This window comes from Massilia sp. Mn16-1_5, from assembly GCF_004798585.1.
In the GTDB taxonomy this organism is placed as follows: domain Bacteria; phylum Pseudomonadota; class Gammaproteobacteria; order Burkholderiales; family Burkholderiaceae_D; genus Telluria.
Window position 1 is genome coordinate 235146 of sequence record NZ_PPXQ01000006.1, and the last position, 23204, is coordinate 258349.

At 63.2% G+C, this 23204-nt stretch carries 21 protein-coding genes; 12 read left to right on the top strand and 9 right to left on the bottom strand.

Annotated elements, in window-relative coordinates; genetic code table 11:
- Positions 1 to 38 precede the first annotated feature (38 nt).
- On the bottom strand, positions 39 to 1298 hold the full coding sequence (locus tag C2862_RS09360) for a DUF2863 family protein (RefSeq protein WP_136219855.1): 1260 nt from the start codon (positions 1296 to 1298) through the stop codon (positions 39 to 41).
- Between the two features lie 294 nt (positions 1299 to 1592).
- Between C2862_RS09360 and C2862_RS09365 the strand changes: the two genes are divergently transcribed.
- Together C2862_RS09365 and C2862_RS09370 are read left to right on the top strand one after the other, a co-directional pair.
- The gene (locus C2862_RS09365; RefSeq protein WP_136219856.1) at positions 1593 to 3914 is read left to right on the top strand and encodes a TonB-dependent siderophore receptor; all 2322 of its coding nucleotides are present in this window, start codon (positions 1593 to 1595) and stop codon (positions 3912 to 3914) included.
- A gap of 79 nt (positions 3915 to 3993) precedes the next feature.
- A complete protein-coding gene (locus C2862_RS09370) occupies positions 3994 to 4674 on the top strand; it encodes a Fe2+-dependent dioxygenase (protein WP_136219857.1) in 681 nt (226 codons plus the stop codon).
- Here C2862_RS09370 and C2862_RS09375 read toward each other — a convergent pair.
- Positions 4671 to 5177, bottom strand: coding sequence for a hypothetical protein (locus tag C2862_RS09375; RefSeq protein WP_136219858.1), 507 nt, complete (start codon positions 5175 to 5177; stop codon positions 4671 to 4673). The two genes, C2862_RS09370 and C2862_RS09375, sit on opposite strands and share 4 nt — an antisense overlap.
- A 227-nt stretch (positions 5178 to 5404) precedes the next feature.
- Here C2862_RS09375 and C2862_RS09380 point away from each other — a divergent pair, with 227 nt between their 5' ends.
- Positions 5405 to 5872, top strand: a complete 468-nt coding sequence (locus tag C2862_RS09380; RefSeq protein WP_136219859.1) for a DUF4844 domain-containing protein — start codon at positions 5405 to 5407, stop codon at positions 5870 to 5872.
- A gap of 6 nt (positions 5873 to 5878) precedes the next feature.
- Here the strand turns inward: C2862_RS09380 and C2862_RS09385 are convergent, their stop codons facing one another.
- From C2862_RS09385 to C2862_RS09405, 5 genes are all read right to left on the bottom strand, one after another.
- On the bottom strand, positions 5879 to 8956 hold the full coding sequence (locus tag C2862_RS09385) for a PAS domain S-box protein (RefSeq protein WP_168710033.1): 3078 nt from the start codon (positions 8954 to 8956) through the stop codon (positions 5879 to 5881).
- A gap of 166 nt (positions 8957 to 9122) precedes the next feature.
- Positions 9123 to 11831: an aconitate hydratase AcnA gene (gene acnA, locus C2862_RS09390; protein WP_136219861.1), complete on the bottom strand. Its 2709-nt coding sequence runs from the start codon at positions 11829 to 11831 to the stop codon at positions 9123 to 9125.
- Between the two features lie 56 nt (positions 11832 to 11887).
- Positions 11888 to 12430, bottom strand: a complete 543-nt coding sequence (locus tag C2862_RS09395; RefSeq protein WP_136219862.1) for a hypothetical protein — start codon at positions 12428 to 12430, stop codon at positions 11888 to 11890.
- Positions 12430 to 13419, bottom strand: a complete 990-nt coding sequence (locus C2862_RS09400) for a CoA ester lyase (protein WP_136219863.1) — start codon at positions 13417 to 13419, stop codon at positions 12430 to 12432. Before C2862_RS09400 ends, C2862_RS09395 begins: the two co-directional genes overlap by 1 nt.
- Before the next feature lie 133 nt (positions 13420 to 13552).
- On the bottom strand, positions 13553 to 14542 hold the full coding sequence (locus C2862_RS09405; protein WP_136219864.1) for a malate dehydrogenase: 990 nt from the start codon (positions 14540 to 14542) through the stop codon (positions 13553 to 13555).
- A 248-nt stretch (positions 14543 to 14790) separates the two neighbouring features.
- Between C2862_RS09405 and C2862_RS09410 the strand changes: the two genes are divergently transcribed.
- From C2862_RS09410 to rnk, 8 genes are all read left to right on the top strand, one after another.
- Complete coding sequence (locus C2862_RS09410; RefSeq protein ID WP_136219865.1) at positions 14791 to 15558, top strand: GntR family transcriptional regulator; 768 nt, start codon at positions 14791 to 14793, stop codon at positions 15556 to 15558.
- 198 nt (positions 15559 to 15756) lie between these two features.
- Entirely contained in the window at positions 15757 to 16182 is a 426-nt protein-coding gene (gene sdhC, locus C2862_RS09415) for a succinate dehydrogenase, cytochrome b556 subunit (protein WP_210735935.1), read from the top strand.
- Between the two features lie 2 nt (positions 16183 to 16184).
- A complete protein-coding gene (gene sdhD, locus C2862_RS09420) occupies positions 16185 to 16553 on the top strand; it encodes a succinate dehydrogenase, hydrophobic membrane anchor protein (RefSeq protein ID WP_136219866.1) in 369 nt (122 codons plus the stop codon).
- 2 nt (positions 16554 to 16555) lie between these two features.
- On the top strand, positions 16556 to 18334 hold the full coding sequence (sdhA, locus tag C2862_RS09425; RefSeq protein ID WP_136219867.1) for a succinate dehydrogenase flavoprotein subunit: 1779 nt from the start codon (positions 16556 to 16558) through the stop codon (positions 18332 to 18334).
- Between the two features lie 62 nt (positions 18335 to 18396).
- Positions 18397 to 19107, top strand: coding sequence for a succinate dehydrogenase iron-sulfur subunit (locus C2862_RS09430; protein ID WP_136219868.1), 711 nt, complete (start codon positions 18397 to 18399; stop codon positions 19105 to 19107).
- Positions 19108 to 19370: 263 nt separating this feature from the next.
- Entirely contained in the window at positions 19371 to 19640 is a 270-nt protein-coding gene (locus C2862_RS09435) for a succinate dehydrogenase assembly factor 2 (RefSeq protein ID WP_136219869.1), read from the top strand.
- Between the two features lie 65 nt (positions 19641 to 19705).
- The gene (gene gltA / locus C2862_RS09440; RefSeq protein WP_136219870.1) at positions 19706 to 21007 is read left to right on the top strand and encodes a citrate synthase; all 1302 of its coding nucleotides are present in this window, start codon (positions 19706 to 19708) and stop codon (positions 21005 to 21007) included.
- Between the two features lie 427 nt (positions 21008 to 21434).
- Entirely contained in the window at positions 21435 to 21842 is a 408-nt protein-coding gene (gene rnk / locus C2862_RS09445) for a nucleoside diphosphate kinase regulator (RefSeq protein ID WP_136219871.1), read from the top strand.
- A 4-nt stretch (positions 21843 to 21846) separates the two neighbouring features.
- Here rnk and C2862_RS09450 read toward each other — a convergent pair whose 3' ends face one another.
- Both C2862_RS09450 and C2862_RS09455 read right to left on the bottom strand, forming a co-directional pair.
- Entirely contained in the window at positions 21847 to 22215 is a 369-nt protein-coding gene (locus C2862_RS09450; protein WP_136219872.1) for a hypothetical protein, read from the bottom strand.
- An 8-nt stretch (positions 22216 to 22223) separates the two neighbouring features.
- Entirely contained in the window at positions 22224 to 22574 is a 351-nt protein-coding gene (locus tag C2862_RS09455) for a hypothetical protein (RefSeq protein WP_136219873.1), read from the bottom strand.
- A 124-nt stretch (positions 22575 to 22698) separates the two neighbouring features.
- On the opposite strand from C2862_RS09455, the gene C2862_RS09460 reads away from it, so the two are divergent.
- Positions 22699 to 23193: a nuclear transport factor 2 family protein gene (locus C2862_RS09460; protein ID WP_136219874.1), complete on the top strand. Its 495-nt coding sequence runs from the start codon at positions 22699 to 22701 to the stop codon at positions 23191 to 23193.
- The last annotated feature ends 11 nt before the right edge of the window (positions 23194 to 23204 follow it).

Consider the following 23204-nt stretch of genomic DNA (forward strand, 5'->3'; position numbering starts at 1 on the left):
GATTCAGCGCCATTTTTCATGAATCTACCGCAGACCGCTCAGTGGAAATGCTCGGTCCCCGCAGGCGTATCTTCCGGCATCTCCGCATGCACCAGTTCTCCGGTCGGATCGGCGAACAGGGGCGCGCCGCAGTCGTCGCAGTACTCGGCGACATACAGCTCGTTGATGCGCTTGATGTGGGTAATGCCCGCTTCGTTCAGGTGCGCGATGATCTCGTTGATCGGGGTCAGCGGCGCCGGCAACAGGCCGCCCGCGCCCGGGCCTTCCATCGGCGTGCCTTCCTCGTCTTCCTGGCCATACAGCGGCCAGACGATGCCGTACACGACTTCGGCGCTCTGGCGCAGGGTGAAGCCGACGCGGTATTCGTCGATCTGGCCGTCGGCCGCTTCCTCGCCGAAGCCGGCGATCACGGCGCGCAGGTCCGACGCTTCCAGGTCCAGGGTATTGGTCAGGTAGTGCACGGCGGCGCGGATCGAGATCGGGCGGATCGCCTTGTCGGCTTCGCGGCAGGCCACGTAATACGCTTCCGGCAGCAGCAGCTCGACGCCGCAGCCCGGCAGCATGCGCGCGACGTTGGCGGTCGCCTGTTCGTGCCAGGCCGCCAGGGCGTTCGCGCGTTCCTTGTCGAAGTCGAGCTGGTGCTGGGTTTCCTGCCAGCGGAACAGCGGCGCATTCGCCGGGGCGACCAGCGCCACCAGCAGGTAGCGGGTGTCGGCCAGGAAGGGCGCAGTTTCCGGCGCGCGCGCGGCCGGCTTGACGCCCGCGTCCTTGTGCGCGGCCTGGGCCAGCTTGTGCGTCAGCGCATAGGTTTCGGCATGGGTGCGCGGCAGCTGGTCGATCGCATACAGGGTCGGCGCCATCGCCATCTGCACGCCTTCGGCCAGCAGGTGGGCCGAGAAATGGGCCGACAGGGTGGTCAGCAATTCCGCCGGGATCGTGCCCGAGCCAATGGAGAAGCGCGTCCAGGCCAGGATGGGCGCCGCCACCAGCAGCGCCTGCCATGCCACGTCCTTGCCGTCCTGCTGCTCGACCATCGTCGACGATTCGCTGACGGCCTCGACGCCGTCCATCAGCACGTCGTAAGCGGCGAGGTCGTCCTTGAACAGGGCGTTGAGCGCGGCGTCGATGCTTTCCTGGTGGTTGGTCCTGAGCAGTTTCTGCAGCTGCACATCCAGTTGGCGTTCCCAGGTGCGTTCTTCCACGCGGCTGGCGGACTGCACGATGGCCTGGGCAATGCTGGAGAGACGCTGGCTTTCTGCGGAAAGTTTGTTGGATGAATCTTTGGAGGGACGACGCATAGCGCTGAAAGAGTCTCTTGTAAAAGGTGAGGTTCGAGGGGTCATGATAAACCCTTATCCCCGGTATTGTAGTTGATTCGGTCACATGCCATGAACACAACGGGGAGGGCGGGGCTCGGCGGCAGATGTTGTACGAAGTGCACATCCGCCTTGCCGCAGCACAGCGCGCTCCCGGTCCAGCCCATCAATACTTGCCAAATGCACCAATAGAAATCATAATGCGAATCGTTCTCATTTCTTCTCCCGTTCGCAGGCGATGCCGGCAGCCGGGCAGGCAACAACCCGACGATGACCATGACCAAGACGAGTCCAGCAGCAACGAGCGCTTCCCCCTTCATCCGCAGCCGCAAGCATGCGGCGCCAGGCCTGACCGGTTCTGCACTCGCCGTGCTGGCCACGCTGGCCGCGCCCCTGGCGCAGGCCGACGGCGGCAACAAGGACGTCGACCCGACGATCCCGAAGGTCGAAGTCACCGGCGCCGCGCGCCGCGACGTCCAGGCGCCGGTCGCCTCGAGCTCGGACAAGTTCACGGCGCCCCTGCTGGACACCCCGAAATCGGTCAGCGTCATCCCCCAGGAAATCATCTCGCAAACGGCGGCGGTGTCGCTGACCGACGCACTGCGCAGCGTGCCGGGCATCACCGTCGGCGCGGGCGAGGGCGGCAATCCGGTCGGCGACAACGTCTTTATCCGCGGCTACAACGCCCAGACCGACACCTATGTCGACGGCATACGCGATTCCGGCTCGCAGTCGCGCGAGATCTTCAACCTGGAACAGGTTGAAGTCGTGAAGGGGCCGAACTCGGCCTACGGCGGACGCTCCTCGGCCGGCGGCGGCATCAATCTGGTGAGCAAGTCGGCCCAGCAGGATAATTTCAATAACGCCTCGGTCGGCATCGGCACGGATAAATACCGCCGCGTCACCGGCGACCTCAACCGCACGCTGGGCAACAATGCCGCTTTCCGCCTGAACGTGATGGCGCACGAAGCGGACGTGGCCGGCCGTGACGTCGTCGGCGGCGACCGCTGGGGCATCGCGCCGACGGTCACCTTCGGCCTGAATGGTCCGACGAAAGCCATCCTCAGCTACTACCACATGCAATCGAGCGAGATTCCGGACACCGGCATCCCGTTCAACAACCCGTTCACGACCGGCGCCAACGTCGCGAAGAACGGCGACGGCACCCCGATCGACGTGCCGCGCGAGACCTTCTACGGCCTGGCCAACCGCGACTTCCGCGACACCAAAACCGACATCGGCACCATCGACCTGCGCCACGAATTCGGCGGCGGCCTGGTGCTGCGCAACGTCACCCGCTACGGCAAGTCGAAGAACGACTTCGTCTGGACCCAGCCCGACGATTCGAAGGGCAACGTGGTCTTGTACGGCACCGTCTGGCGCCGTGCCAACACCCGCGTGACCGACACGGAAACGATGGCCAACACCACCGCGCTGACCGGCAAGCTGAGCACCGGCGCGATCAAGCACAGCTTCAATGCCGGCGTCGAATTCAGCCGCGAGACGACCGAACGCGCTGCCTACCTGTTCACCCCAGGCACCAACAATCTGTTGACCGGCAACACGACCTGCGCCACCTCGGGCGCGGCCACCGGCTACAACTGCGCACCGCTGGTCAATCCGAATCCCTACGATCCTTGGGTCTATACCCGCAGCGTTTCGCCGGCATTGACCAAGGTGAAGACCAACACCCGCGCCGTGTATGCCTTCGACACCATCGAATTCAATCCGCAGTGGATGCTGAACATCGGCGCGCGCTGGGACGAGTTCAAGACCGCGCTTGATACCGCCGCCGGCCCGACGAGCGCCGCCACCCGTGCGCGCGTCGACACCAGCTTCGATACCTACCAGGCCGGCCTGGTGTACAAGCCAAGCGCCAACGGCAGCATCTACGTCTCGTATGCGACCTCGGCCACGCCGCCAGGCAACGACGGCGGCGACGGTCTGGACGGCCTGACGGTCGCAGTGCAGAACCTGCAGCCGCAGGAAAGCAAGAACTGGGAACTCGGCACCAAGTGGGAAGTGCTGAACAGCCGCCTGTCGCTGAACGCCGCCGTGTTCCAGAGCAAGATGAACAATGCCCGCGTCACCTCGCCGGACGGGACCAGCCAGAACGTCGGCCGCAAGGAACTGAAGGGCCTGGAGCTGGGCTTCTCGGGCAAGCTGACCAATGCCTGGCAAGTGTTCGGCGGCTACACCTGGCTTGACGGCATTGTCGCCGACAACGGCTACCTGAACGTCGGCACCACGGCCGCGCCGCGCTACGAGCCGTCTCCGTACAACGGCAATATCTTCCCGACCACGCCGAAGCACAGCGCCTCGCTCTGGACCTCGTATGCCTTCAACAAGGACTTCAGCGCCGGCATCGGCATGAACTACGTGGACAAGGTCTACGCCAACATCAACAACACGAAGTACGCGCCGAGCTACACCCGCTTCGATGCGATGGCCAGCTACAACCTGAACAAGAACATCGCGCTCCAGCTGAACATCCAGAACCTGGGCGACAAGCTCTACTTCGACCGCGTGTCCTCGCCGCACTATGCGGGCGTGGGTGCCGGCCGCTCGGCGAGCCTGACGGCGAACCTGAAGTTCTAAAAGACAGAACATGTTTTGCGCGGCCCTCCTTGCTTGAAGCGGGGAGGGTCGCGCTATTTTCGGAAAAGGAAATCAGCCCATGATGCTCCATATCCCAGGTGTACTCAGCCAGGAACAGGTCGCGCAGATGCGTAAGCGCCTGCAGGAAACCGACTGGATCGACGGCCGCGCCAGCGTCGGCCCGCAGGGCGCGCAGGTGAAACGCAACCGCCAGCTGGCAGAAGGCTCACCGCTCGCCGTCGAGCTCGGCCAGACGGTCAGCGCCGCGCTGATGGCTAATGCGCTGTTCTTCTCGTCGGTCCTGCCGCTGCGCATCCTGGCGCCTTACTTCAACAGCTACGGCGGCGGCGAGCACTACGGCCTGCACGTCGACGGCGCCATCCGCGCCCAGCGTCCCGGCCTGCCGGCGATCCGGGCCGACGTCTCGACCACCGTGTTCCTCAGTGAGCCGGACGAGTACGAGGGCGGGGAACTGGTCGTGGTCGACGCCTACGGCACCCATGAGGTCAAACTGCCAGCGGGCGACGCCATCGTCTATCCTGCGGGCAGCGTGCACCAGGTCTTGCCGGTCACGCAGGGCGAGCGCATCGCCTCCTTCCTCTGGACCCAGAGCATGGTGCGCGAGGACAGCAAGCGCGCGCTGCTGTTCGAGCTGGACACCAACATCCAGAAGCTGCGCGCCGCGCACGGCGAATCGGATGCCACGGTCGGGCTGACCGGGCATTATCACAACCTGCTCAGGATGTGGGCGGAGGTTTAACGCCGCTGCATCATCGCCCGCGCGTAGATGAAGCGCACGCCGTAATAGATCGCCGCGCCGGCTGCTGCGAAGACGGCTGCCGCCATCATCGGCAGCACTGCCCCGAAGGTCCAGGTCATGCCGATCACGAAGCCGAGCACGCAGGCGGCGCGGTGGATCGGATAGAACAGCGCGAGCAGGGCCAGTGCCTGTACCAAGGTATCGAGCGCGCCGTTCTGGCCCGCCGTGAACAGCAGCGACAGCACGGCGCCGAACACCACGGCACCCGTGAAGGCGGCGAAATCGCCATGCGCCGCATGCGGCCTGGCGGCGCGCCGGCGTTCGATGCGTCCCAGCAGGAACCAGGCCAGCAGCGGCAGGGTCAACAGGCCCCACCAGTTCGACAGCGCGGGCAGGCTGGGGTCGGCCAGCAGGTGATGCGCCGGCACGCCGCCGTGCAGGTGCTGCCAGCCAAGCAGCGCGGCCATGATGAGTGTGATCGCAAGGCAAGCTTTGGTACGCATGTGACCCCCGAGGAGTGTTGAGTTACCGATCTCCTCGATTATCAATACATTATTAAATTATTGGCAAGCGCTATCTGTTGCAGATGTGCGATTTTCGAGTCACCGTGTATTTGGCGGCGCTGGCCGATGCGATATTCTGCCTCCCGAACCTCGTTGCTTCGATAACCGATCCATGCGAAGATCACCCGGCTCAATCAATTGCTACCGGACAAGAAGCCGCTGCCCGCATGAAATACCTGGCCATGATCCTCATCGCCATTGCCGCCCTCGTCGCCGCAGGCGTCACCGGCCTCAGCTTTTATCTATGGCCGACGAGCCTGGGCGATCATCGCTTGAATGTCACGCCGGCCATGCTGGAGCGACTCGCCGACTTGAAGCGCGAGCGCAAGTTCGGGCCGGATGATGCGACGTTTTATCCCGGCGCGCGCAACGAGGCGGAACGTGCCGCCGCCCAGCTCGCCGCCGATAGCGCGATCCAGGCGCTGATCGACGACCTGCCGGCGCATCCGCGACGCGCGGTCGTACTGGGCCATATGAAGCGGACGCTGGCCGGGTTCACGACAATCGAGTCGGAAGAGCGGGACCGCATGCTGTTCTACCTGGGACGCGCGCTGGATATTTGCGGCATCGAAAGCTCGTCGGAATTGTTCAATGTCTGGCGCTATGGTTTTCCCTATGGCTGGTTCCTGCGCTGAGCGGGTTCAGCCAGATGCCGCCCGGGCAGACGCCGGTACCGCCTCCGCCAAGGCTCTGCGCAAGGCCGTCATATCGACCGGCTTCACGAAGTAGTGCTGGAAGCCCGCCGCCTTGGCCAGCACCTTGTCGTGTGCCTGCCCATAGCCCGTCAGCGCGATGAACAGGGCGTCCCTGGTTTCGGGAATGCCATGCAGCCGCCGCGACAGCTCGTAGCCGTCCATGTCGGGCAGGCCGATATCGAGAATCATGGCGTCGGGGTGCAGGCTTGCCGCTTCCTTGATTGCGCTGCTCGCGTTCTCGCGGATCGTCACTTGATGACCTTGTGCCTGGAGGAGGGCGGCCAGGGACTCAGCGGCGTCGACGTTGTCGTCGACGACCAGGATGCGCAAGGGGGATGGCTCGTCTTCCGTCGCAGCCGCCGCGAAGCCGTCGGCAGCTTTCCATTCCTTGTTCAGGAGCGGAAGCGACAGGGTAAAAGTGCTGCCCTTGCCGGGGCCCTCGCTGTTGGCCGTCACATTACCGCCGTGGAGGGTCATGATGCTCCTGACCAGCGCCAGGCCCAGCCCGAGGCCGCCCTGCGAGCGGTCCGGCGTGCGCTCCGCCTGGGTGAACAGGTCGAACACGTGCGGCAGCAGCTGCGCATCCATGCCGATGCCGTCGTCGGCGACGCTGACGTGGGCGCAGGACGCCTTCACTTCCATGGCGAGCACGATATGGCCGCCCAGCGGCGTGTATTTCGCCGCGTTGTTCAGGAGGTTGGTCAGCACCTGGACCAGACGCGTGCGGTCGCCCAGCACGGCGGCGTCGTCCTGCGCGAGGCGGACGCTCAGCCGATGCTGGCGCGAGTCGATCAGCGGCGTCGACTGCTCGATGGCGCCGTGGATGACGTCGCGGATGGAGAGCTCCGACTTCTCGATCGACACCAGCCCGCGCGTCACGCGCGACACGTCCAGCAGATCGTCGACCAGCTCGGTCATGTGCCGCACCTGGCGCGAGATGATCTCGCTGTATTTTCTGATCGTACTGTTATCGGGACTGGCGACCGTCAGCAGATTGGCCGCCGTGCTGATCGGCGCCAGGGGATTGCGCAGCTCATGGGCGAGCATGGCGAGGAATTCGTCCTTGCGCCGGTTGGCCGCTTCCAGGGCTTCTTCCGCTTCGCGCTGGATCGTGATGTCGGTGTTGGTGCCGAACCAACGCACGATCTGTCCGTGCTGGTCGCGGATCGGCACCGCGCGCGACAGGAACCAGCGGTATTCGCCCTCGGCGCTGCGTAGAGGGAACAGGTCTTCCCAGGGCGTCTGCTGTTCGACGATATGGGTGCGGAACTTGGCCTTGACCGCTTCCACGAAGTCGGGATGGTGCACCTTTTCCCAGCCCCATCCCTTCATGTCCTCGAGTGTAGTGCCGGTGTAGGCGAACCAGCGGTTGTTGTACCAGAAGATCGACCCGTCGCTGTCGGCCATCCAGGCCAGCTGCGGGATGTTTTCCGCCAGGGTCCGGAATTGCACTTCGCTTTCCTTGAGTGCCGACTGGGCCTTCCTGATCTCGCTGATGTCGAGGACGTAGGCGATGCCCTCGTCCCGGTCGCCCTGGTAATTGGCGGCGCCGACATAGACCGGCAGGCGGCTGCCGTCCTTCCGGAGGTATTCCTTCTCGAACGCTTCCATGTGTCCTGTCGCCTGAAGGACGGCCAGGCCCCGCCTGTCCGCGTCTTCCCATTCAGGAGGCGTCAGCTCGCGCCAGGACAGGCCGTCCCGTTCGAAGTCCTCGCGCGCGTAACCGAGCATCCTCAGGAAGGCATCGTTGACCTTGACGATGCTGCCGTCGTAGCGGTACTGCATGACCCCGATGACGTTCGAATCGGTAATCGCCTTGAACTGGAATTCGGTGCGCTGGCGCGCTTCCTCCGCCAGTTTCTGTTGCGTGATGTCGATGACGACACCCGGCATCCACGCAGGCTGGCCGCTCGCGTCGAGATCGATCTTACCGCGCGCATGGACGTGCCGGATGCCGCCGTCGCGCAGGCACAGGCGGAACTGGTATTGATAGGGCTTGCGGGCGGCGAGCGACTGCGCAATATTGGCTTTGACGGCCTCGCGATCGTCGGGGTGGATGGCGGCGAGGTAGGCCGCCAGCGGACCACCCCCGGCATCCTGCCTGGAGATCTCGAACAGCCGTGCGAAGTTGCAATCGGCATAGACGCGGTCGGCCTGGATGTCCCAGGTCCAGGTGCCGATTTCCGCGGCGCTCAGGGTGCCTTCCAGCCGCAGCTGCGCATCCTGCAGCTGCGCGCGCAGGACTTTCTGGCCGTGAATGTCGGTGCAGGTGCCGATCCAGCGTTCGATCCCGCCGGCCTGGTTCCGGATCGGCAGGGCACGTGCCAGCATCCAGTGATATTCCCCCGAGCGGTGCCGCAGGCGGTATTCGATTTCGTAGGGCTCGCCGGTGGCAAGGCTGTGCGCCCAGGCGATCCTGGTGCGCGGCAGGTCGTCGGGATGCAGGATCGATCCCCAGTTCTGGCCGATCGTGTCGCCGACCGCGATGCCGGCAAATTCGTAATGCTGGCGGTTGTAGTAGTCGTGGTAACCGTCGGGCAGGGCCGACCAGACCATTTGCGGCATGGCGTCCGCCATCAGCCGGAAGCGGGCCTCGCTTTCCTCGACGGCCTTCTGCTTCAGGATATGGTCGGTGACATCCTCGACGCTGTGGATGATGTAAGCGACTTCTCCAGACGGGCCGAAGACGGGGCTGTTGAGGGGTTTCCAGTAGCGCACCTCGAACTCGCCCTCGGCCGCGCCGCGCTTGGGGATATCGTATTTTTGCAAGGCCATCGCATCCGGACGCCCGAATTGCAGCACCCGCTGCAACGAGGCGCGCAGGTTCCTAACGCCGGTCGCGCCGGGATCGTTCGGATTGTCCGGAAAGACCTCGAACAGGTTCCGCCCCAGGATCTGCTCGCGCGTGGTCATGGTCGCGCGCAGGCGCGCCTCGTTGGCGGCCACCATGGTGAAGTCGGGCGTCAAGACCAGGTAGGGAACCGGCGTCGCATCGAACAGGCTCTGGAAATCGGGGTCGACCATCTTGCGCGTCCTTTTGCACGTACATGCGCCTGGCTTCATCTTTCCAGGTGGATCGATCATAAGGCGAAGCCGCAAACCGCGGCGCGCCAAAACAAAAGGCCGAAACCCTTGCGGGTTCCGGCCTTCTTGCTTGCAAGCAGCCCGCATGTCGCGGGCCACAGGGCAATTACGCAGCCAGCAGCTGGCGCAGCACGAACGGCAGGATGCCGCCATGCTTGTAGTAGTCGACTTCGATCGGGGTGTCGATACGCAGCAGGACTTGCACTTCCTGGGTGTCGCCGTTTTCGCGGTGGATCACCAGGGTAGCCAGCTGTTGCGGCTTGATCTCGCCTTCCAGGCCCTTCAGGTCGAAGGTTTCCTTGCCGGTGATGCCGAGCGACTCGACGCTGTCGGTGCCGATGAACTGCAGCGGCAGCACGCCCATGCCGACCAGGTTCGAGCGGTGGATACGCTCGTACGAACGCACGACGACCGCCTTCACGCCCAGCAGCTGGGTGCCCTTGGCTGCCCAGTCGCGCGAGGAGCCGGTGCCGTACTCTTCGCCGCCGAACACCATGGTCGGGGTGCCTTCGGCCACGTACTTCATGGCCGCGTCGTAGATCGACATCTGTTCGCCGGTCGGCTGGTGGATCGTGATGCCGCCTTCGACCGCCGAACCGTCCGCTTTTGGCGGGATCATCTTGTTCTTGATACGCACGTTGGCGAAGGTGCCGCGCATCATGATCTCGTGGTTGCCGCGGCGCGAGCCGTAGGAGTTGAAGTCGGCCTTGAGCACGCCGTGATCCTTCAGCCACTTGCCTGCTGGGCCGTCTTCCTTGATGGAGCCGGCTGGCGAGATGTGGTCGGTCGTGATCGAGTCGCCGAACACGCCCAGCGCACGGGCGCCGGTGATGCCGGTGGCGGCTGCTTTCGGGGTCATCTCGAAGTCGCTGAAGAACGGCGGCTCGGCGATGTAGGTCGACTCAGGCCAGTTGTAGACCTGGCCTTCGGTGGTGGAGACGCGCTCCCACAGCTGGCCCGGGTTGCCCTTGACGTCGGCGTAGTTCTTCTTGAACACGTCCGAATTCATCGCGAAGCGCATCAGCTCGCCCACTTCCTGGCTGGTCGGCCAGATGTCGCCCAGGTAGACGTCGACGCCTTGCGGGTCGCGGCCGACCGGCTCGCTCATCAGGTCCTTGGTCATGTTGCCGGCGATCGCGTAAGCGACGACCAGCGGTGGCGAGGCCAGGAAGTTCGAACGGATGTTCGGGTGGATACGTGCTTCGAAGTTACGGTTGCCCGACAGGACGGCCGAGGCGACGATGTCGTTCTGGACGATGGTCGCGTTCAGTTCCGGGGTCAGGTCGCCGGCGTTGCCGATGCAGGTGGTGCAGCCGTAGGCGGTCACGCCGAAGCCCAGCTTTTCCAGGTAAGGCAGCAGGCCGGCGGCGGTCAGGTACTCGGTGACGACGCGCGAGCCAGGGGCCAGCGAGGACTTGATGTGCGGAGCGACGGTCAGGCCGCGCTCGACGGCTTTCTTGGCCAGCAGGCCGGCAGCCAGCAGCACGCTCGGGTTCGAGGTGTTGGTGCAGGAGGTGATGGCGGCGATCAGGACGTCGCCGTTCTTCACGCGCACGCCGTTGGTCGTCTCATACACTTTCGACAGGTCTTCAGCGGCCTTGTTGAAGCCGTTTTCGGTGGTCGGCTTGCTGAACAGTTCGGTGAAGTTGTTCTTCACGTTGCCCAGTTCGATACGGTCTTGCGGACGCTTCGGACCGGCCAGCGACGGGGTCACGGTCGACAGGTCGAGCGAGACGACGCGGGTGTAGTCGATGTCGCCGGCTTGCGGAATGCCGAACATGCCCTGGGCCTTGTAGTAGTTCTCGAAGGCAGCCAGTTCTTCTTCGGTACGGCCGGTGCCGCGGAAGTAGTCGACGGTGGCTTCGTCGACAGGGAAGAAGCCCATGGTCGCGCCGTATTCAGGCGCCATGTTGGCGATGGTCGCGCGGTCGGTGGTCGACAGCGAGCGGGTGCCTTCGCCGAAGAACTCGACGAACTTGCCGACGACTTTTTCTTTACGCAGCAGTTCGGTGATGGTCAGCACCAGGTCGGTCGCGGTGCAGCCTTCGCGCAGCTTGCCGGTCAGGTGGACACCGATGACGTCCGGGGTCAGGAAGTAGACCGGCTGGCCCAGCATGCCGGCTTCGGCTTCGATGCCGCCTACGCCCCAGCCGACGACGCCGACGCCGTTGATCATGGTGGTGTGCGAGTCGGTACCGACCAGGGTGTCAGGGTAGTAGGTGTCGCCTTGCTTCATGACGCCGCGCGCCAGGTACTCGAGGTTGACCTGGTGGACGATGCCGAAGCCCGGAGGCACGACGCCGAAGGTGTCGAATGCCTGCATGCCCCACTTCATGAACTGGTAGCGCTCGTTGTTGCGCTGGAATTCCAGTTTCATGTTCAGGTCGAGCGCGCCCGGCTCGCGGAAGTGGTCGATGGTGACCGAGTGGTCGACGACCAGGTCGACCGGCACCAGCGGCTCGATCTTCTTCGGATCGGCGCCGTTCTTGGCGGCGACGTTGCGCATCGCGGCCAGGTCGGCCAGCAGCGGCACGCCGGTGAAGTCCTGCAGCACGACGCGGGCAACGACGAAAGGAATCTCGTCGGTGCGCTCGGCGGTCGCGCCCCAGTTGGCTACCTGGCGGACGTGTTCTTCGGTGACCTTCTTGCCGTCGCAGTTACGCAGCACGGATTCGAGGACGATACGGATCGACACCGGCAGGCGCGACAGGTTCACGCCCAGGCTTTCGCCCAGCGCCGGCAGCGAGTAGAACTGGCCGGTCTGGCCGGCTGCCAGCGGGAAGTCCTTCAGCGTGTTCAGGGTGTTGCGAGACATAAGCTCTCCTTCAGTGGGGTCTCTTGATATTGCTTCAATACGGGCGACGCGATGCGTCAGCTTTTCTTTTGCTCGGGCGCGGCAGCCACCATCGGCTTGCTCTGCTCGGCGTTCTTGCATTCATTGGCCAGCTGGCGGTTCAGGCGCGAGTCGAGCAGGATGCCCTTCGACGGGATGCCGATCCAGACCAGGCGGAAATTGGTGTTCTCGAAACGCAGGGCGCCGGTGGTGGTGCCGACGCGCTCCATGCGGTGCAGGCGCTTCTTCCAGCGCAGGGCGATGTGCGAATCGTCGCCTTCGTTGGTGTAGATCGTGACCTTGTTGTTCAGCTCGCAGGAATACTCGGTGACCTTGGTGTCGGTGATGTCCGGTTCGGCTTCGTCTTTCGGCGCCCAGCTGTCGGCGGCGGCCGCGCCGGCGGCACCGGCGCCGGCAGCAGCGGCTGCCTTCTTGGATTTCGACGATTTCTTCGCCTTCAGGACATCTTCGGCCTTCGGGTGGTTTTTCTCTGGAGCAGCCGATGCAGGAGCAGCGCACAGGGTAAAAGCCGCGAACGCGAAAGCGCCGGCGGCGAACAGGTGTTTGGGGGAGGTGGCCATTAGTGGAGTTCCGTTTGGTTGACGATTGCCGCCGCGGAATCAGGCAGCGCCAGGCCGGCCAGCTTCGCGCGCTGCAAAACGGTCCAATAATATCGGTAGCTGGCGCGGTCGTGCAAGCGCCCATGCTGAGCGATCGGACCCCAGTTCGCCGCCATCGCCTCCTGCAGGATGTTGGTGGCTTCGTTCACTTCCGACAGACGGGGCGTAAACGCCTTGACGATCGGCTTGACCTGGTCGGGATGGATGCTCCACATGCGCGTGAAACCGAATTCGGCGCCAGCGCGTTGTGCATCGTTAGCCACAACTGCACTGTCCTTGATCTCGGTCGTCACATTATGCGAGGCCACCTTGCCATGCGCATGACATGCCGCAACCATCTCCAGCTTGGCGCGGACAACCAATGGGTGCGTAAACTGTCCCGGCGTGCGCATCGCGGCTGCCGGAATCGCACCATAGTGCGAAGAAACGAAATCCATGATGCCGAAGGACAGGCACTCGACCTGGGGCAGGGCGGCGATGTCGTAGGCTTCGTGCAAGGCGCCGTGGGTTTCGATCAGCACGTGCACGGGCAATGCCGCGCGGCCGTTCGGCACGGCGACACGGTTGATGATCTCCAGGGCGCGCCGGACGTCGTCCAGGCCGTTCGGTTTGGGCAGGACCACATAGGCCAGCTTGGCGGCCGCGGCGCCGACGATGGTCACCACGTCCTGCACGAAGTGCGGACTGTCGATGTCGTGCAGGCGCACGCCGATGCGGTCGAAGCGGTTGTCCTCGCTGTTGACGAGGGAGGCGACCAGCTGGGCGTGCGCGGCTTCATTGCCGGCGGCGGCGCCGTCCTCGCAGTCGAAGGTGATGTCGAAGACGGGACCAAGCTCTTGTTGCAGGGCCATCGACTTGCGCATCAGCTTCTCCGAGCCGCAATAGTGATCGCAGGCGGGGAGGAGGAGCGGCTGGCGTTTGCCCTGGAATAAAACCTCGGAAGGATGCATGGCTGATTCAGTTGGTGCAGAAAAAGCTTCTAAAAAAAAGCTCCCGCCGTGCAGCCCGGTCGACTGTGTCGACCAGGCTGTACGGCGGACTAACGAACAGGCGGCTGGGCCGGATCCATTCGCCGAATGCGGCTTAGGCCAGCAGGTGGGCCACGCCTTCACGCTCTTCGGTCAGTTCCTTCAGCGTGAGGTTGATGCGCTCTTGCGAGAACTGGTCGATATCCAGGCCTTGCACGATCTTGTACTCGCCGTTTTCGACGGTGACAGGGAAGCCGAACATGGTGCCTTCAGGGATGCCGTAGGAACCGTCCGATGGGATGCCCATCGTGGTCCACTTGCCGGCGGTGCCCAGGTGCCAGTCGTGCATGTGGTCGATCGCCGCGTTGGCTGCCGAAGCGGCCGACGAAGCACCGCGTGCGTCGATGATGGCGGCGCCGCGCTTGCCGACGGTCGGCAGGAAGGTGTCGCGGTTCCAGGCGTCGTCGTTGATCAGGTCCTTGACCGACTGGCCGTCGACGGTCGCGAAGCGGTAGTCGGCGTACATGGTCGGCGAGTGGTTGCCCCAGACGGCCATCTTCTCGATCGAACCGACTGGTTTACCCAGCTTGGTCGCGACTTGCGACAGGGCGCGGTTGTGGTCCAGGCGCAGCATGGCGGTGAAGTTCTTGGCTGGCAGGCTCGGTGCCGACTTCATGGCGATGTAGGCGTTGGTGTTGGCAGGGTTGCCGACGACCAGCACTTTGACGTTGCGCGAAGCGACGGCGTCCAGCGCCTTGCCCTGCACGGTGAAGATCTGTGCGTTGGCTTCCAGCAGGTCCTTGCGCTCCATGCCTGGGCCGCGCGGGCGTGCGCCGACGAGGAGAGCGAAGTCGGCATCCTTGAAGGCTTCCATCGGGTCCGAGTGGGCGGTCATGCCGGCCAGCAGCGGGAATGCGCAGTCGTCGATTTCCATCATGACGCCCTTGAGCGCCTTCTGTGCTTTTTCGTTGTCGATCTCGAGCAGCTGCAGGATGACCGGCTGGTCCTTGCCCAGCATGTCGCCGTTAGCGATGCGGAACAGCAGCGAGTAGCCGATCTGGCCGGCGGCGCCGGTAACGGCAACACGCAGTGGGGTTTTAGCCATGATGAATCTCCAAAAGTGGGAATGAAAACGGTCGAAGCCGAGGATACGCCTGTTTAGGAAAACTGCAATGATACCAAAACGGACATGAATCCTTGTGGGCGCACAGTGCAGGACAGACGCCGGATCGACCGCGAGTGTATTCCTCGATGCACCTCCCGTCAATCGCTATCATATGTCTTATATAAGACACATATGTTGCCGCGTGTACACTGGACGGCAGGGGGCTTTTTGTGGTGAAATCGTGGTCTATGAATTCCGTCCCGACCAACCCCTCCGGCGAGGGCCCAGGCAACTCAGCCTCCCCATCGTTCCGGCCGCTGTATCAGCAGATCAAGGCGCTGATCACGCAGAGCCTGCAATCCGGAGAGTGGAAGCCAAGCGAGCTGATGCCGAGCGAAGTCGAACTCGCCGCCCGTTTCAAGGTCAGCCAGGGCACCGTCCGCAAAGCCATCGACGAGCTGGCGGCGGAGAACCTGGTCGTGCGCCGCCAGGGGAAGGGGACCTTTGTCGCCACCCACCACGAAGAGCGCGCGCACTTCCGTTTCCTGAAACTGATGCCCGACGAGGGCGTTCCCCACCATCCCGAGAACCGCATCCTCGAAGTGCGGCGCATCCGTGCGCCGGCCGAGGTCGCGCGCCTGCTCGAGCTGAAGTCGGGCGACGCCGTCGTCTACATCAAGCGCCTGATGTGCTTCGACGGCGCGCCCACCATCCTCGAGGAGCTGTGGCTGCCGGGGCAGGTGTTCAAGGGGCTGACGGCCGAACGCCTGGTCGAGTACAAGGGTCCAATGTATGGCCTGTTCGAGTCCGAGTTCGGCACGCGCATGATTCGCGCGACCGAGAAGATCCGCGCGGTCGCGGCCGATGCGGCAGCCGCCGAGTACCTGGCGGTGCCCGCGGGGACCCCGCTGCTGGTGGCGGACCGGGTGTCGTTTACCTATGGCGACCGGCCGGTGGAACTGCGCCGCGGCTTGTATTTGACCGCACAGCATCACTATCAGAACGAGTTGTCGTAACGCGCCATGAAGCGCATGGGGCGGACGCCTGCACGTTTGTAGGTATGCGTATAAAATATGTTGTTAGCAAGAAAGCGCCGAACAAAACCCCGTTCAGTGCTCGACTTGCCGATATTCCGGAATCGCATCTTGGTGTGGCTCAAAAAATCGGCGAAAATTAAGGGTTAATCACATTTTGTCAGTTAAGGGAGGTGTTGTATGTCCGAAGCCGTGAGAGAGGCCACAAAAAAAGGACGGCCGGAGTTCCGTAACATCCACATTACGGATATCACTACGAAGTACAAGATGCCGCCATCGGCAATCGTTTCGATCCTGCACCGCGTCAGCGGTTTCGGCATCTTCCTGATGCTGCCTTTCCTGCTCTACCTGCTGCAAGAAAGCCTGCGCTCGGAGATCTCGTACTACCACTTCGGCGGCATCGTCGACAACGTCTTCACCAAGATCATCCTGCTGGGCCTGATCTGGGCATACGCGCACCACTTCACCGCCGGCGTGCGCCACCTGTTCATGGACAACCACATGGCCCTGGACAAGGACGCAGCCCAGAAGACCGCTCGCTGGGTGCTGGTCATCAGCCTCGTCCTGACTGCGCTGTGCGGTCTGAAACTGTTCGGAGTATTCTAATCATGGCAAGCAAGAACAATATCGGCCAGCGCCGTCTCGTCGTCGGCGCCCACTACGGCGTCAAGGATTGGCTGGCGCAGCGCGTCACCGCCATCGTCATGGTGATCTACACCCTGATCCTGCTGGGCACCTTCCTGACCGCACAGAATTTCACCTACGAAGGCTGGGCAGCGCTGTTCTCGCGCCAGTGGTTCAAGCTCTTCTCCCTGGTCACCTTCCTCGGCCTGTACTACCACGTGTGGGTCGGCATGCGTGACATCTGGATGGACTATGTCAAAAACGCCGGCATCAAGCTGGCCTTGCAGTTTGCTACGGTGCTCTGGCTGCTCGCCTGCGCCGCCTGGACTGTGCAAATTCTCTGGAGTGTTTAATCGTGGCAGCAATTAATACTGCAATTCCAACCCGCCAGTTCGACGTCGTCATCGTCGGCGCCGGCGGTTCCGGCCTGCGCGCCGCACTGCAACTGACCGAAGCCGGCCTGAACGTCGCCGTGCTGTCGAAGGTCTTCCCGACCCGTTCGCACACCGTGGCGGCGCAGGGCGGCATCGGCGCCTCGCTCGGCAACATGAGCGAAGACGACTGGTACTGGCACATGTTCGACACCGTCAAGGGTTCGGACTACCTGGGCGACCAGGATGCGATCGAATTCATGTGCCGCGAAGCACCGAAGGTCGTCTACGAGCTCGAACACTTCGGCATGCCCTTCGACCGCAACACCGACGGCACCATCTACCAGCGTCCGTTCGGCGGCCACACCGCCAACTTCGGCGAAAAGCCGGTGCAGCGCGCCTGCGCCGCGGCCGACCGTACCGGTCACGCCCTGCTGCACACCCTGTACCAGCGTAACGTCCGTTCGCGTACCCACTTCTTCGTCGAATGGCAAGCCCTCGACCTGGTGCGTAACAGCGACGGTGACGTGCTCGGCGTGGTGGCCCTGGAAATGGAAACCGGCGACGTCATGATGCTGCAAGCGAAGACCACCATCTTCGCCACCGGCGGTGCCGGCCGCATCTTCGCCGCCTCGACCAACGCCTTCATCAACACCGGCGACGGCCTGGGCATGGCGGCACGCGCCGGCCTGCCGCTGCAGGATATGGAGTTCTGGCAGTTCCATCCGACCGGCGTGGCCGGCGCGGGCGTCCTGATCACGGAAGGCGTGCGCGGCGAGGGCGGTATCCTGATCAACTCGAACGGCGAACGCTTCATGGAGCGCTATGCGCCGACCCTGAAGGACCTGGCGCCACGCGACTTCGTCTCGCGCTCGATGGACCAGGAAATCAAGGAAGGCCGCGGCGTCGGTCCTAATAAAGACCACGTGCTGCTGGACCTGCGCCACATCGGCGCCGACACAATCAAGAAGCGCCTGCCGTCGATCCTGGAAATCGGCCACAAGTTCGCCAACGTCGACGCGACCAAGGAACCGATTCCTGTCGTCCCGACCATCCACTACCAGATGGGCGGCATCCCGACCAACATCCATGGCCAGGTCGTCGCACCTGACGGTACCGGCGGCCAGAAGATCGTCAACGGCCTGTACGCGATCGGCGAATGCGCCTGCGTCTCGGTCCACGGCGCGAACCGCCTGGGCACCAACTCGCTGCTCGACCTGGTGGTCTTCGGCCGCGCGGCCGGCAACCACATCGTCGGCCAGAACCTGAAGGCGCAGGGCAATCGCGCCCTGCCGAAGGACTTCGCGGACTACGCGCTGGGCCGTCTGAACAGCCTCGAGAACTCGACCGGCGGCGAAAAGGTGCAGGACGTCGCCAACGCGATCCGCTCGACGATGCAGAAGCACTGCGGCGTGTTCCGTACCCAGGCCCTGATGGACGAAGGCGTCCAGGAGATCATGAAGCTCGACGAGCGCCGCAAGCACGTGTCGTTCAAGGACAAGTCGAAGGTCTTCAATACCGCCCGTATCGAAGCCATCGAACTGGACAACCTGATCGAAGTGGCCAAGGCCACCATCGTGTCGGCAGCGGCCCGCAAGGAATCGCGCGGCGCTCACGCCCACAGCGACTTCGAGCAGCGCGACGACGAAAACTGGATGAAGCACACGCTGTTCTTCTCGGAAGGCAACCGTCTCGACTACAAGCCGGTCGTGACCAAGCCGCTGACGGTCGATACCTTCAAACCGAAGCCACGTACCTTCTAATCCACGACAACATATTGATGGGGGCAGGGCACAGGTCCTGTCCCGACTGAATAGGCAAAAAAATGGCACGCACAGTCCACCTGAAGATCTACCGCTACGATCCGGACAAGGATACGAAGCCTTACATGCAAGACGTCACCGTCGAACTGAAAGACACCGACAAGATGCTGCTCGACGCACTGCAGCGCATCAAGGCCGACGTCGACGATTCGCTGGCCCTGCGCCGCTCCTGCCGCGAAGGCGTCTGCGGTTCGGACGCGATGAACATCAACGGCAAGAACGGTCTTGCCTGCACCACCAACCTGAACGAACTGACCCAGCCGATCGTGCTGCGTCCGCTGCCGGGCCTGCCGGTCGTGCGCGACCTGATCGTCGACATGACCCAGTTCTTCAAGCAGTACCACTCGGTCAAGCCGTTCCTGATCAACGACTCGATCAAGCCGGAAAAGGAACGCCTGCAGTCGCCGGAAGAGCGCGAAGAGCTCGACGGCCTGTACGAGTGCATCCTGTGCGCCTGCTGCTCGACCTCGTGCCCGTCGTTCTGGTGGAATCCGGACAAGTTCGTCGGCCCGGCCGGCCTGCTGCAGGCCTACCGCTTCATCGCCGACTCGCGCGACGAAGCCACCAACGAGCGCCTGGACAACCTGGAAGACCCGTACCGCCTGTTCCGCTGCCACTCGATCATGAACTGCACGGACGTCTGCCCGAAGGGCCTGAATCCGAACAAGGCGATCGGCAAGATCAAGGAACTGCTGGTCCGCCGCGCGATTTAAATTGGCCGTTTGCGGCCGGCGCCGTCATGCCGGCCGTGAACGCGTGGAGTCGGGGACTCCACCCTACAGTCGCCGAATCGCCAAGGACGTAGGGTGGAGTCCTGACTCCACGCGGTACACCGCATGAAAGCAGCAAAACCGGCGCAATTTCGGATATCCTTCCCCGGATTGCGCCCAAAGTATTGTCATAAATACAGTAGAAGTACGGTACTGCCGAATCCCGGCAGCCGGAGTATAGTGTTGACCCAAGAACGGACTCTAGTGTGACAGCAACGCATCAATCCGACCCCGCCAATCGTGCCCGCCTGCGCTGGCGTGCACGCCGTGGACTGCTCGAAAACGACCTGATCCTCACGCGCTTCCTCGATGCGCATGAGGCGGAGCTGAGCGATGAAGACGTCGATGCGCTGACCCGCCTGCTGGACCTGGCGGACAACCCGCTGATGGACCTGCTGCTCGGACGCGCCGAGCCCGAAGGCGAAGTCGACCTGCCGCACGTCCGCGCCTTGCTGGCGCGCCTGCGTCAAGCGTGAGCGCCGTCAAGACGTCAACGTTTTCGTTTTATATTTTGTAGATCCACTCCCAAGAAGGAAGTGCCATGAATACCTCTGATACCAAAGCCACTCTGTCGTTCTCCGACGGCAGCCCATCGGTTGACATGCCGATTTACAAGGGCACGATCGGCCCGGACGTCATCGACATCCGCAAGCTGTACGGCCAGACCGGCAAGTTCACCTACGATCCGGGCTTCATGTCGACTGCCTCGTGCAACTCGAGCATCACCTACATCGACGGCGACAAGGGCGAGCTGCTGTACCGCGGCTACCCGATCGAGCAGCTGGCCGAGAACTGCGACTTCCTGGAAACCTGCTACCTGCTGCTGAACGGCGAACTGCCGAACGCGGAGCAGAAGACCGAGTTCGAGAACACCGTGACCCGTCACACGATGATCCACGAGCAGATGAACTTCTTCTTCCGTGGTTTCCGCCGCGATGCGCACCCGATGTCGGTTCTGGTCGGCACCGTCGGCGCGCTGGCTTCGTTCTACCACGACTCGCTCGACATCAACGACGCCAAGCAGCGTGAAATCTCGGCCATCCGCCTGATCGCCAAGCTGCCGACCCTGGTCGCGATGGCATACAAGTACTCGATCGGCCAGCCGTTCATGTACCCACGCAACGACCTCTCGTACAGCGCCAACTTCATGCACATGATGTTCGCCAACCCGTGCGAAGAGTACAAGGTCAACGACGTGCTGGTGCGCGCCCTGGACCGCATCCTGATCCTGCACGCCGACCACGAGCAGAACGCTTCGACCTCGACCGTCCGCCTGGCCGGTTCGTCGGGCGCGAATCCGTTCGCCTGTATCGCTGCCGGTATCGCCTGCCTGTGGGGCCCTGCCCACGGCGGCGCCAACGAAGCCGCACTGACCATGCTGAAGGAAATCGGCTCGGTCGAGAACATCCCTGCCTTCATCGAGAAGGTCAAGGACAAGAACTCGGGCGTGAAGCTGATGGGCTTCGGACACCGCGTCTACAAGAACTTCGACCCACGTGCAAAACTGATGCGCGAAACCTGCCACGAAGTGCTGAACGAACTGGGCCTGCAGGAAGACCCGCTGTTCAAGCTGGCCATGGAACTGGAAAAGATCGCTTTGAACGACGAATACTTCGTGTCGCGCAAGCTGTACCCGAACGTCGATTTCTACTCGGGCATCGTGCAGTCGGCCCTGGGCATCCCGGTCTCGCTGTTCACCGGCATCTTCGCGATGGCGCGTACCATCGGCTGGATCGCCCAGTGGAACGAGATGATCGCGGATCCGGAGCAGAAGATCGGCCGTCCACGTCAGCTGTTCGTGGGTTCGCCGGTGCGTGATGTGCCGTCGATCGACAAGCGTTAATTCGGTTTAGATCGTTTCGAGGAAGCGGGCTGCGGCCCGCTTTTTTCGTTTACGCGGCTCACACATTGACGGATCGGGTAGGGGGGCTATACTGGTCCGTGTGGCTTTGCGGTGTGCATGCGGTATAAACGCGTGGACTCGGGAGTCCACCCTACGTTACGCAGCATTTAGCGACTATCGATCAATGAACCCACTTGGCTATTGTGAACAGCTCTTTGGTTCGTCCCTGAACGAGGGAGGTCGTTTCGCGTCCATGCAGTTCATTGGCACGCCCGCGGCGTGCGCGCGAGATCTCGCCTGGCTCTATCGGGCTCGGTGAGGAAGCATCCGGCCGGCATCCGCCTTCCGTCCTCCCGAGCCTCCTCCACTGTTTCGACCTTCTCCGCAGACTGCGGAGCATTTCCCTTTTCGACTATGGAGTACCAACATGAGACCACCGATTATCGTTTCCTCGCTCGACATGGAGCGCCTTGAGCAGCTGCTCGATTCCTTGCCTGCCGCGCAGGCCGGTACGCGCGAGGCCCTGCTGGACGAACTGGCCAGGGCCGAGCTGGTCGAGCCGGAGGACATGCCGGATGACGTCGTCACCATGAATTCGCGGGTGCGCTTCGTGCTCGACCACGGGCAGGAAGAGTTCGACATGTCGCTGGCCTATCCGAAGGATGTGAACGGATCGGCCGACAAGCTCTCGATCCTGAGCCCGGTCGGCAATGCGCTGCTCGGCCTCAAAGCAGGCGACAGCATCGACTGGACGCGTCCGGACGGCGGCCGCTTCGAGGTGACGGTGCGCGAGATCGTCTACCAGCCCGAACGCGCAGGCGAGCTGCATCGCTAAACCCTTACTGACACTTGCCACGCAAGATGGCGGCCGCCCAGAACGGCGCCGCCGCCAGTCCTTTCGCTTCGAAGTGCCAATTCCTGGTGTCGATCTCGGCGGGCTGGAACTTCAGCGCGTCCTGGCCGAAGCAGGACGGCTTCTTCGACTCGGCGACATCATGCGCGAAGCTGCGGAAGCTGCCGCCGCTGAGGACGGTACCGGACGGAGCAGGAACCGCTTCGGGCGCGTCCTGCGCCAGGGTCTCGCGCACTGCCGATGCGATGGCTTCGTTCGTCAAGCGGGCGCGCAAGGGAGATGCCGGTTTGGCGGACGGTTCCGCACCGGCACCGACCATGGTCAACAGCAGGCTGGCCAGCAGAGCGGTCGTCATCGCCGTCCTCAGCGGCAGACGCCGCGCACCTTGGCCACGGCGATGAAGGGCAGGGCGAGGACGCCGCCCAGGAAGAAGGTCGGCTGGTTTTTCAGGCCTTCGGCATGCAGGCAATCGGGCAGGCGGGCGCCCGCAAAGTCTTTCGAGAATTTTTCATACGCGGTGCCGCTGAGGGCGCCGGTCTCGCTGCGGCCGGGCGCCGCTTCGTTCTCCGGCGGGAGCTCGGCGATGGCGGCGCGGATCGCTTCCTTGTCCAGGCGTGTGCGTAAAGGGAGGTTTTTGCCGTCAGCCGGAGGCGTCGTGGGCGCAGCGTGGGCGAGGAGGGGCAGGCAGAGCACACAGAACAGGAGCGAACGCATACACGGCTGGGAAAAAGGTGTTGTTGCCAAATGTACACCGGAAAGCAGAAAGTTTGGCATTTTATACACTTGGTTACATACGGCTGTGTAGAATGTGATTTTTCAGTCAACAGCCGGCGCCGCCATGAAACGTTTGTTGCTCGTTTTCTCCCTGCTGCTGTGCAGCTTCGCGGCACATGCCGATGCCTCGCTGAAGAAGCAGGTAAATGCCTTTGTCGACCGTTGGCACGACGACGCGGCCCATGCCCGTCCGGCCTACTTCGACAAGATCGCCAAGGACGGTATCTATATCGGCACCGACAAGACGGAGCGCTGGCGCCGCGACGAGTTCAAGGCCTGGGCCAAGCCCTATTTCCAGCGCAAGTCGGCCTGGGCCTTCAAGGCGCAGCGCCGCAACGTGTATGCCTCGGAAGACGGGTCGGTGTTCTGGTTCGACGAACTGCTCGACACCCAGATGGGCGTCTGCCAGGCCAGCGGCGTCCTGCGCCGCAAGGGCGACAGTTTCGAGATCGTGCACTACCAGCTGTCGATGGCGGTGCCGAACGAGGTGGGCGGGCAGGTAACGCGACTGATCAAGGATTTTGAAGAGAAAGACGGATGGAAGGGCGGTCCCAAGTAACACGCTGTGAT

What these genes read in the sequence shown, in the direction of transcription:
- C2862_RS09400 (WP_136219863.1), bottom strand. Translation starts at nt 13,419, where the DNA reads ATGCATCCTTCCGAGGTTTTATTCCAGGGCAAACGCCAGCCGCTCCTC.
- gltA (WP_136219870.1), top strand. Translation starts at nt 19,706, where the DNA reads ATGAATACCTCTGATACCAAAGCCACTCTGTCGTTCTCCGACGGCAGC.
- C2862_RS09405 (WP_136219864.1), bottom strand. Translation starts at nt 14,542, where the DNA reads ATGGCTAAAACCCCACTGCGTGTTGCCGTTACCGGCGCCGCCGGCCAG.
- C2862_RS09460 (WP_136219874.1), top strand. Translation starts at nt 22,699, where the DNA reads ATGAAACGTTTGTTGCTCGTTTTCTCCCTGCTGCTGTGCAGCTTCGCG.
- C2862_RS09395 (WP_136219862.1), bottom strand. Translation starts at nt 12,430, where the DNA reads ATGGCCACCTCCCCCAAACACCTGTTCGCCGCCGGCGCTTTCGCGTTC.
- sdhD (WP_136219866.1), top strand. Translation starts at nt 16,185, where the DNA reads ATGGCAAGCAAGAACAATATCGGCCAGCGCCGTCTCGTCGTCGGCGCC.
- C2862_RS09455 (WP_136219873.1), bottom strand. Translation starts at nt 22,574, where the DNA reads ATGCGTTCGCTCCTGTTCTGTGTGCTCTGCCTGCCCCTCCTCGCCCAC.
- C2862_RS09410 (WP_136219865.1), top strand. Translation starts at nt 14,791, where the DNA reads ATGAATTCCGTCCCGACCAACCCCTCCGGCGAGGGCCCAGGCAACTCA.
- sdhC (WP_210735935.1), top strand. Translation starts at nt 15,757, where the DNA reads ATGTCCGAAGCCGTGAGAGAGGCCACAAAAAAAGGACGGCCGGAGTTC.
- C2862_RS09360 (WP_136219855.1), bottom strand. Translation starts at nt 1,298, where the DNA reads ATGCGTCGTCCCTCCAAAGATTCATCCAACAAACTTTCCGCAGAAAGC.
- rnk (WP_136219871.1), top strand. Translation starts at nt 21,435, where the DNA reads ATGAGACCACCGATTATCGTTTCCTCGCTCGACATGGAGCGCCTTGAG.
- C2862_RS09450 (WP_136219872.1), bottom strand. Translation starts at nt 22,215, where the DNA reads ATGACGACCGCTCTGCTGGCCAGCCTGCTGTTGACCATGGTCGGTGCC.
- C2862_RS09365 (WP_136219856.1), top strand. Translation starts at nt 1,593, where the DNA reads ATGACCAAGACGAGTCCAGCAGCAACGAGCGCTTCCCCCTTCATCCGC.
- C2862_RS09375 (WP_136219858.1), bottom strand. Translation starts at nt 5,177, where the DNA reads ATGCGTACCAAAGCTTGCCTTGCGATCACACTCATCATGGCCGCGCTG.
- C2862_RS09385 (WP_168710033.1), bottom strand. Translation starts at nt 8,956, where the DNA reads ATGGTCGACCCCGATTTCCAGAGCCTGTTCGATGCGACGCCGGTTCCC.
- C2862_RS09430 (WP_136219868.1), top strand. Translation starts at nt 18,397, where the DNA reads ATGGCACGCACAGTCCACCTGAAGATCTACCGCTACGATCCGGACAAG.
- C2862_RS09370 (WP_136219857.1), top strand. Translation starts at nt 3,994, where the DNA reads ATGATGCTCCATATCCCAGGTGTACTCAGCCAGGAACAGGTCGCGCAG.
- C2862_RS09380 (WP_136219859.1), top strand. Translation starts at nt 5,405, where the DNA reads ATGAAATACCTGGCCATGATCCTCATCGCCATTGCCGCCCTCGTCGCC.
- acnA (WP_136219861.1), bottom strand. Translation starts at nt 11,831, where the DNA reads ATGTCTCGCAACACCCTGAACACGCTGAAGGACTTCCCGCTGGCAGCC.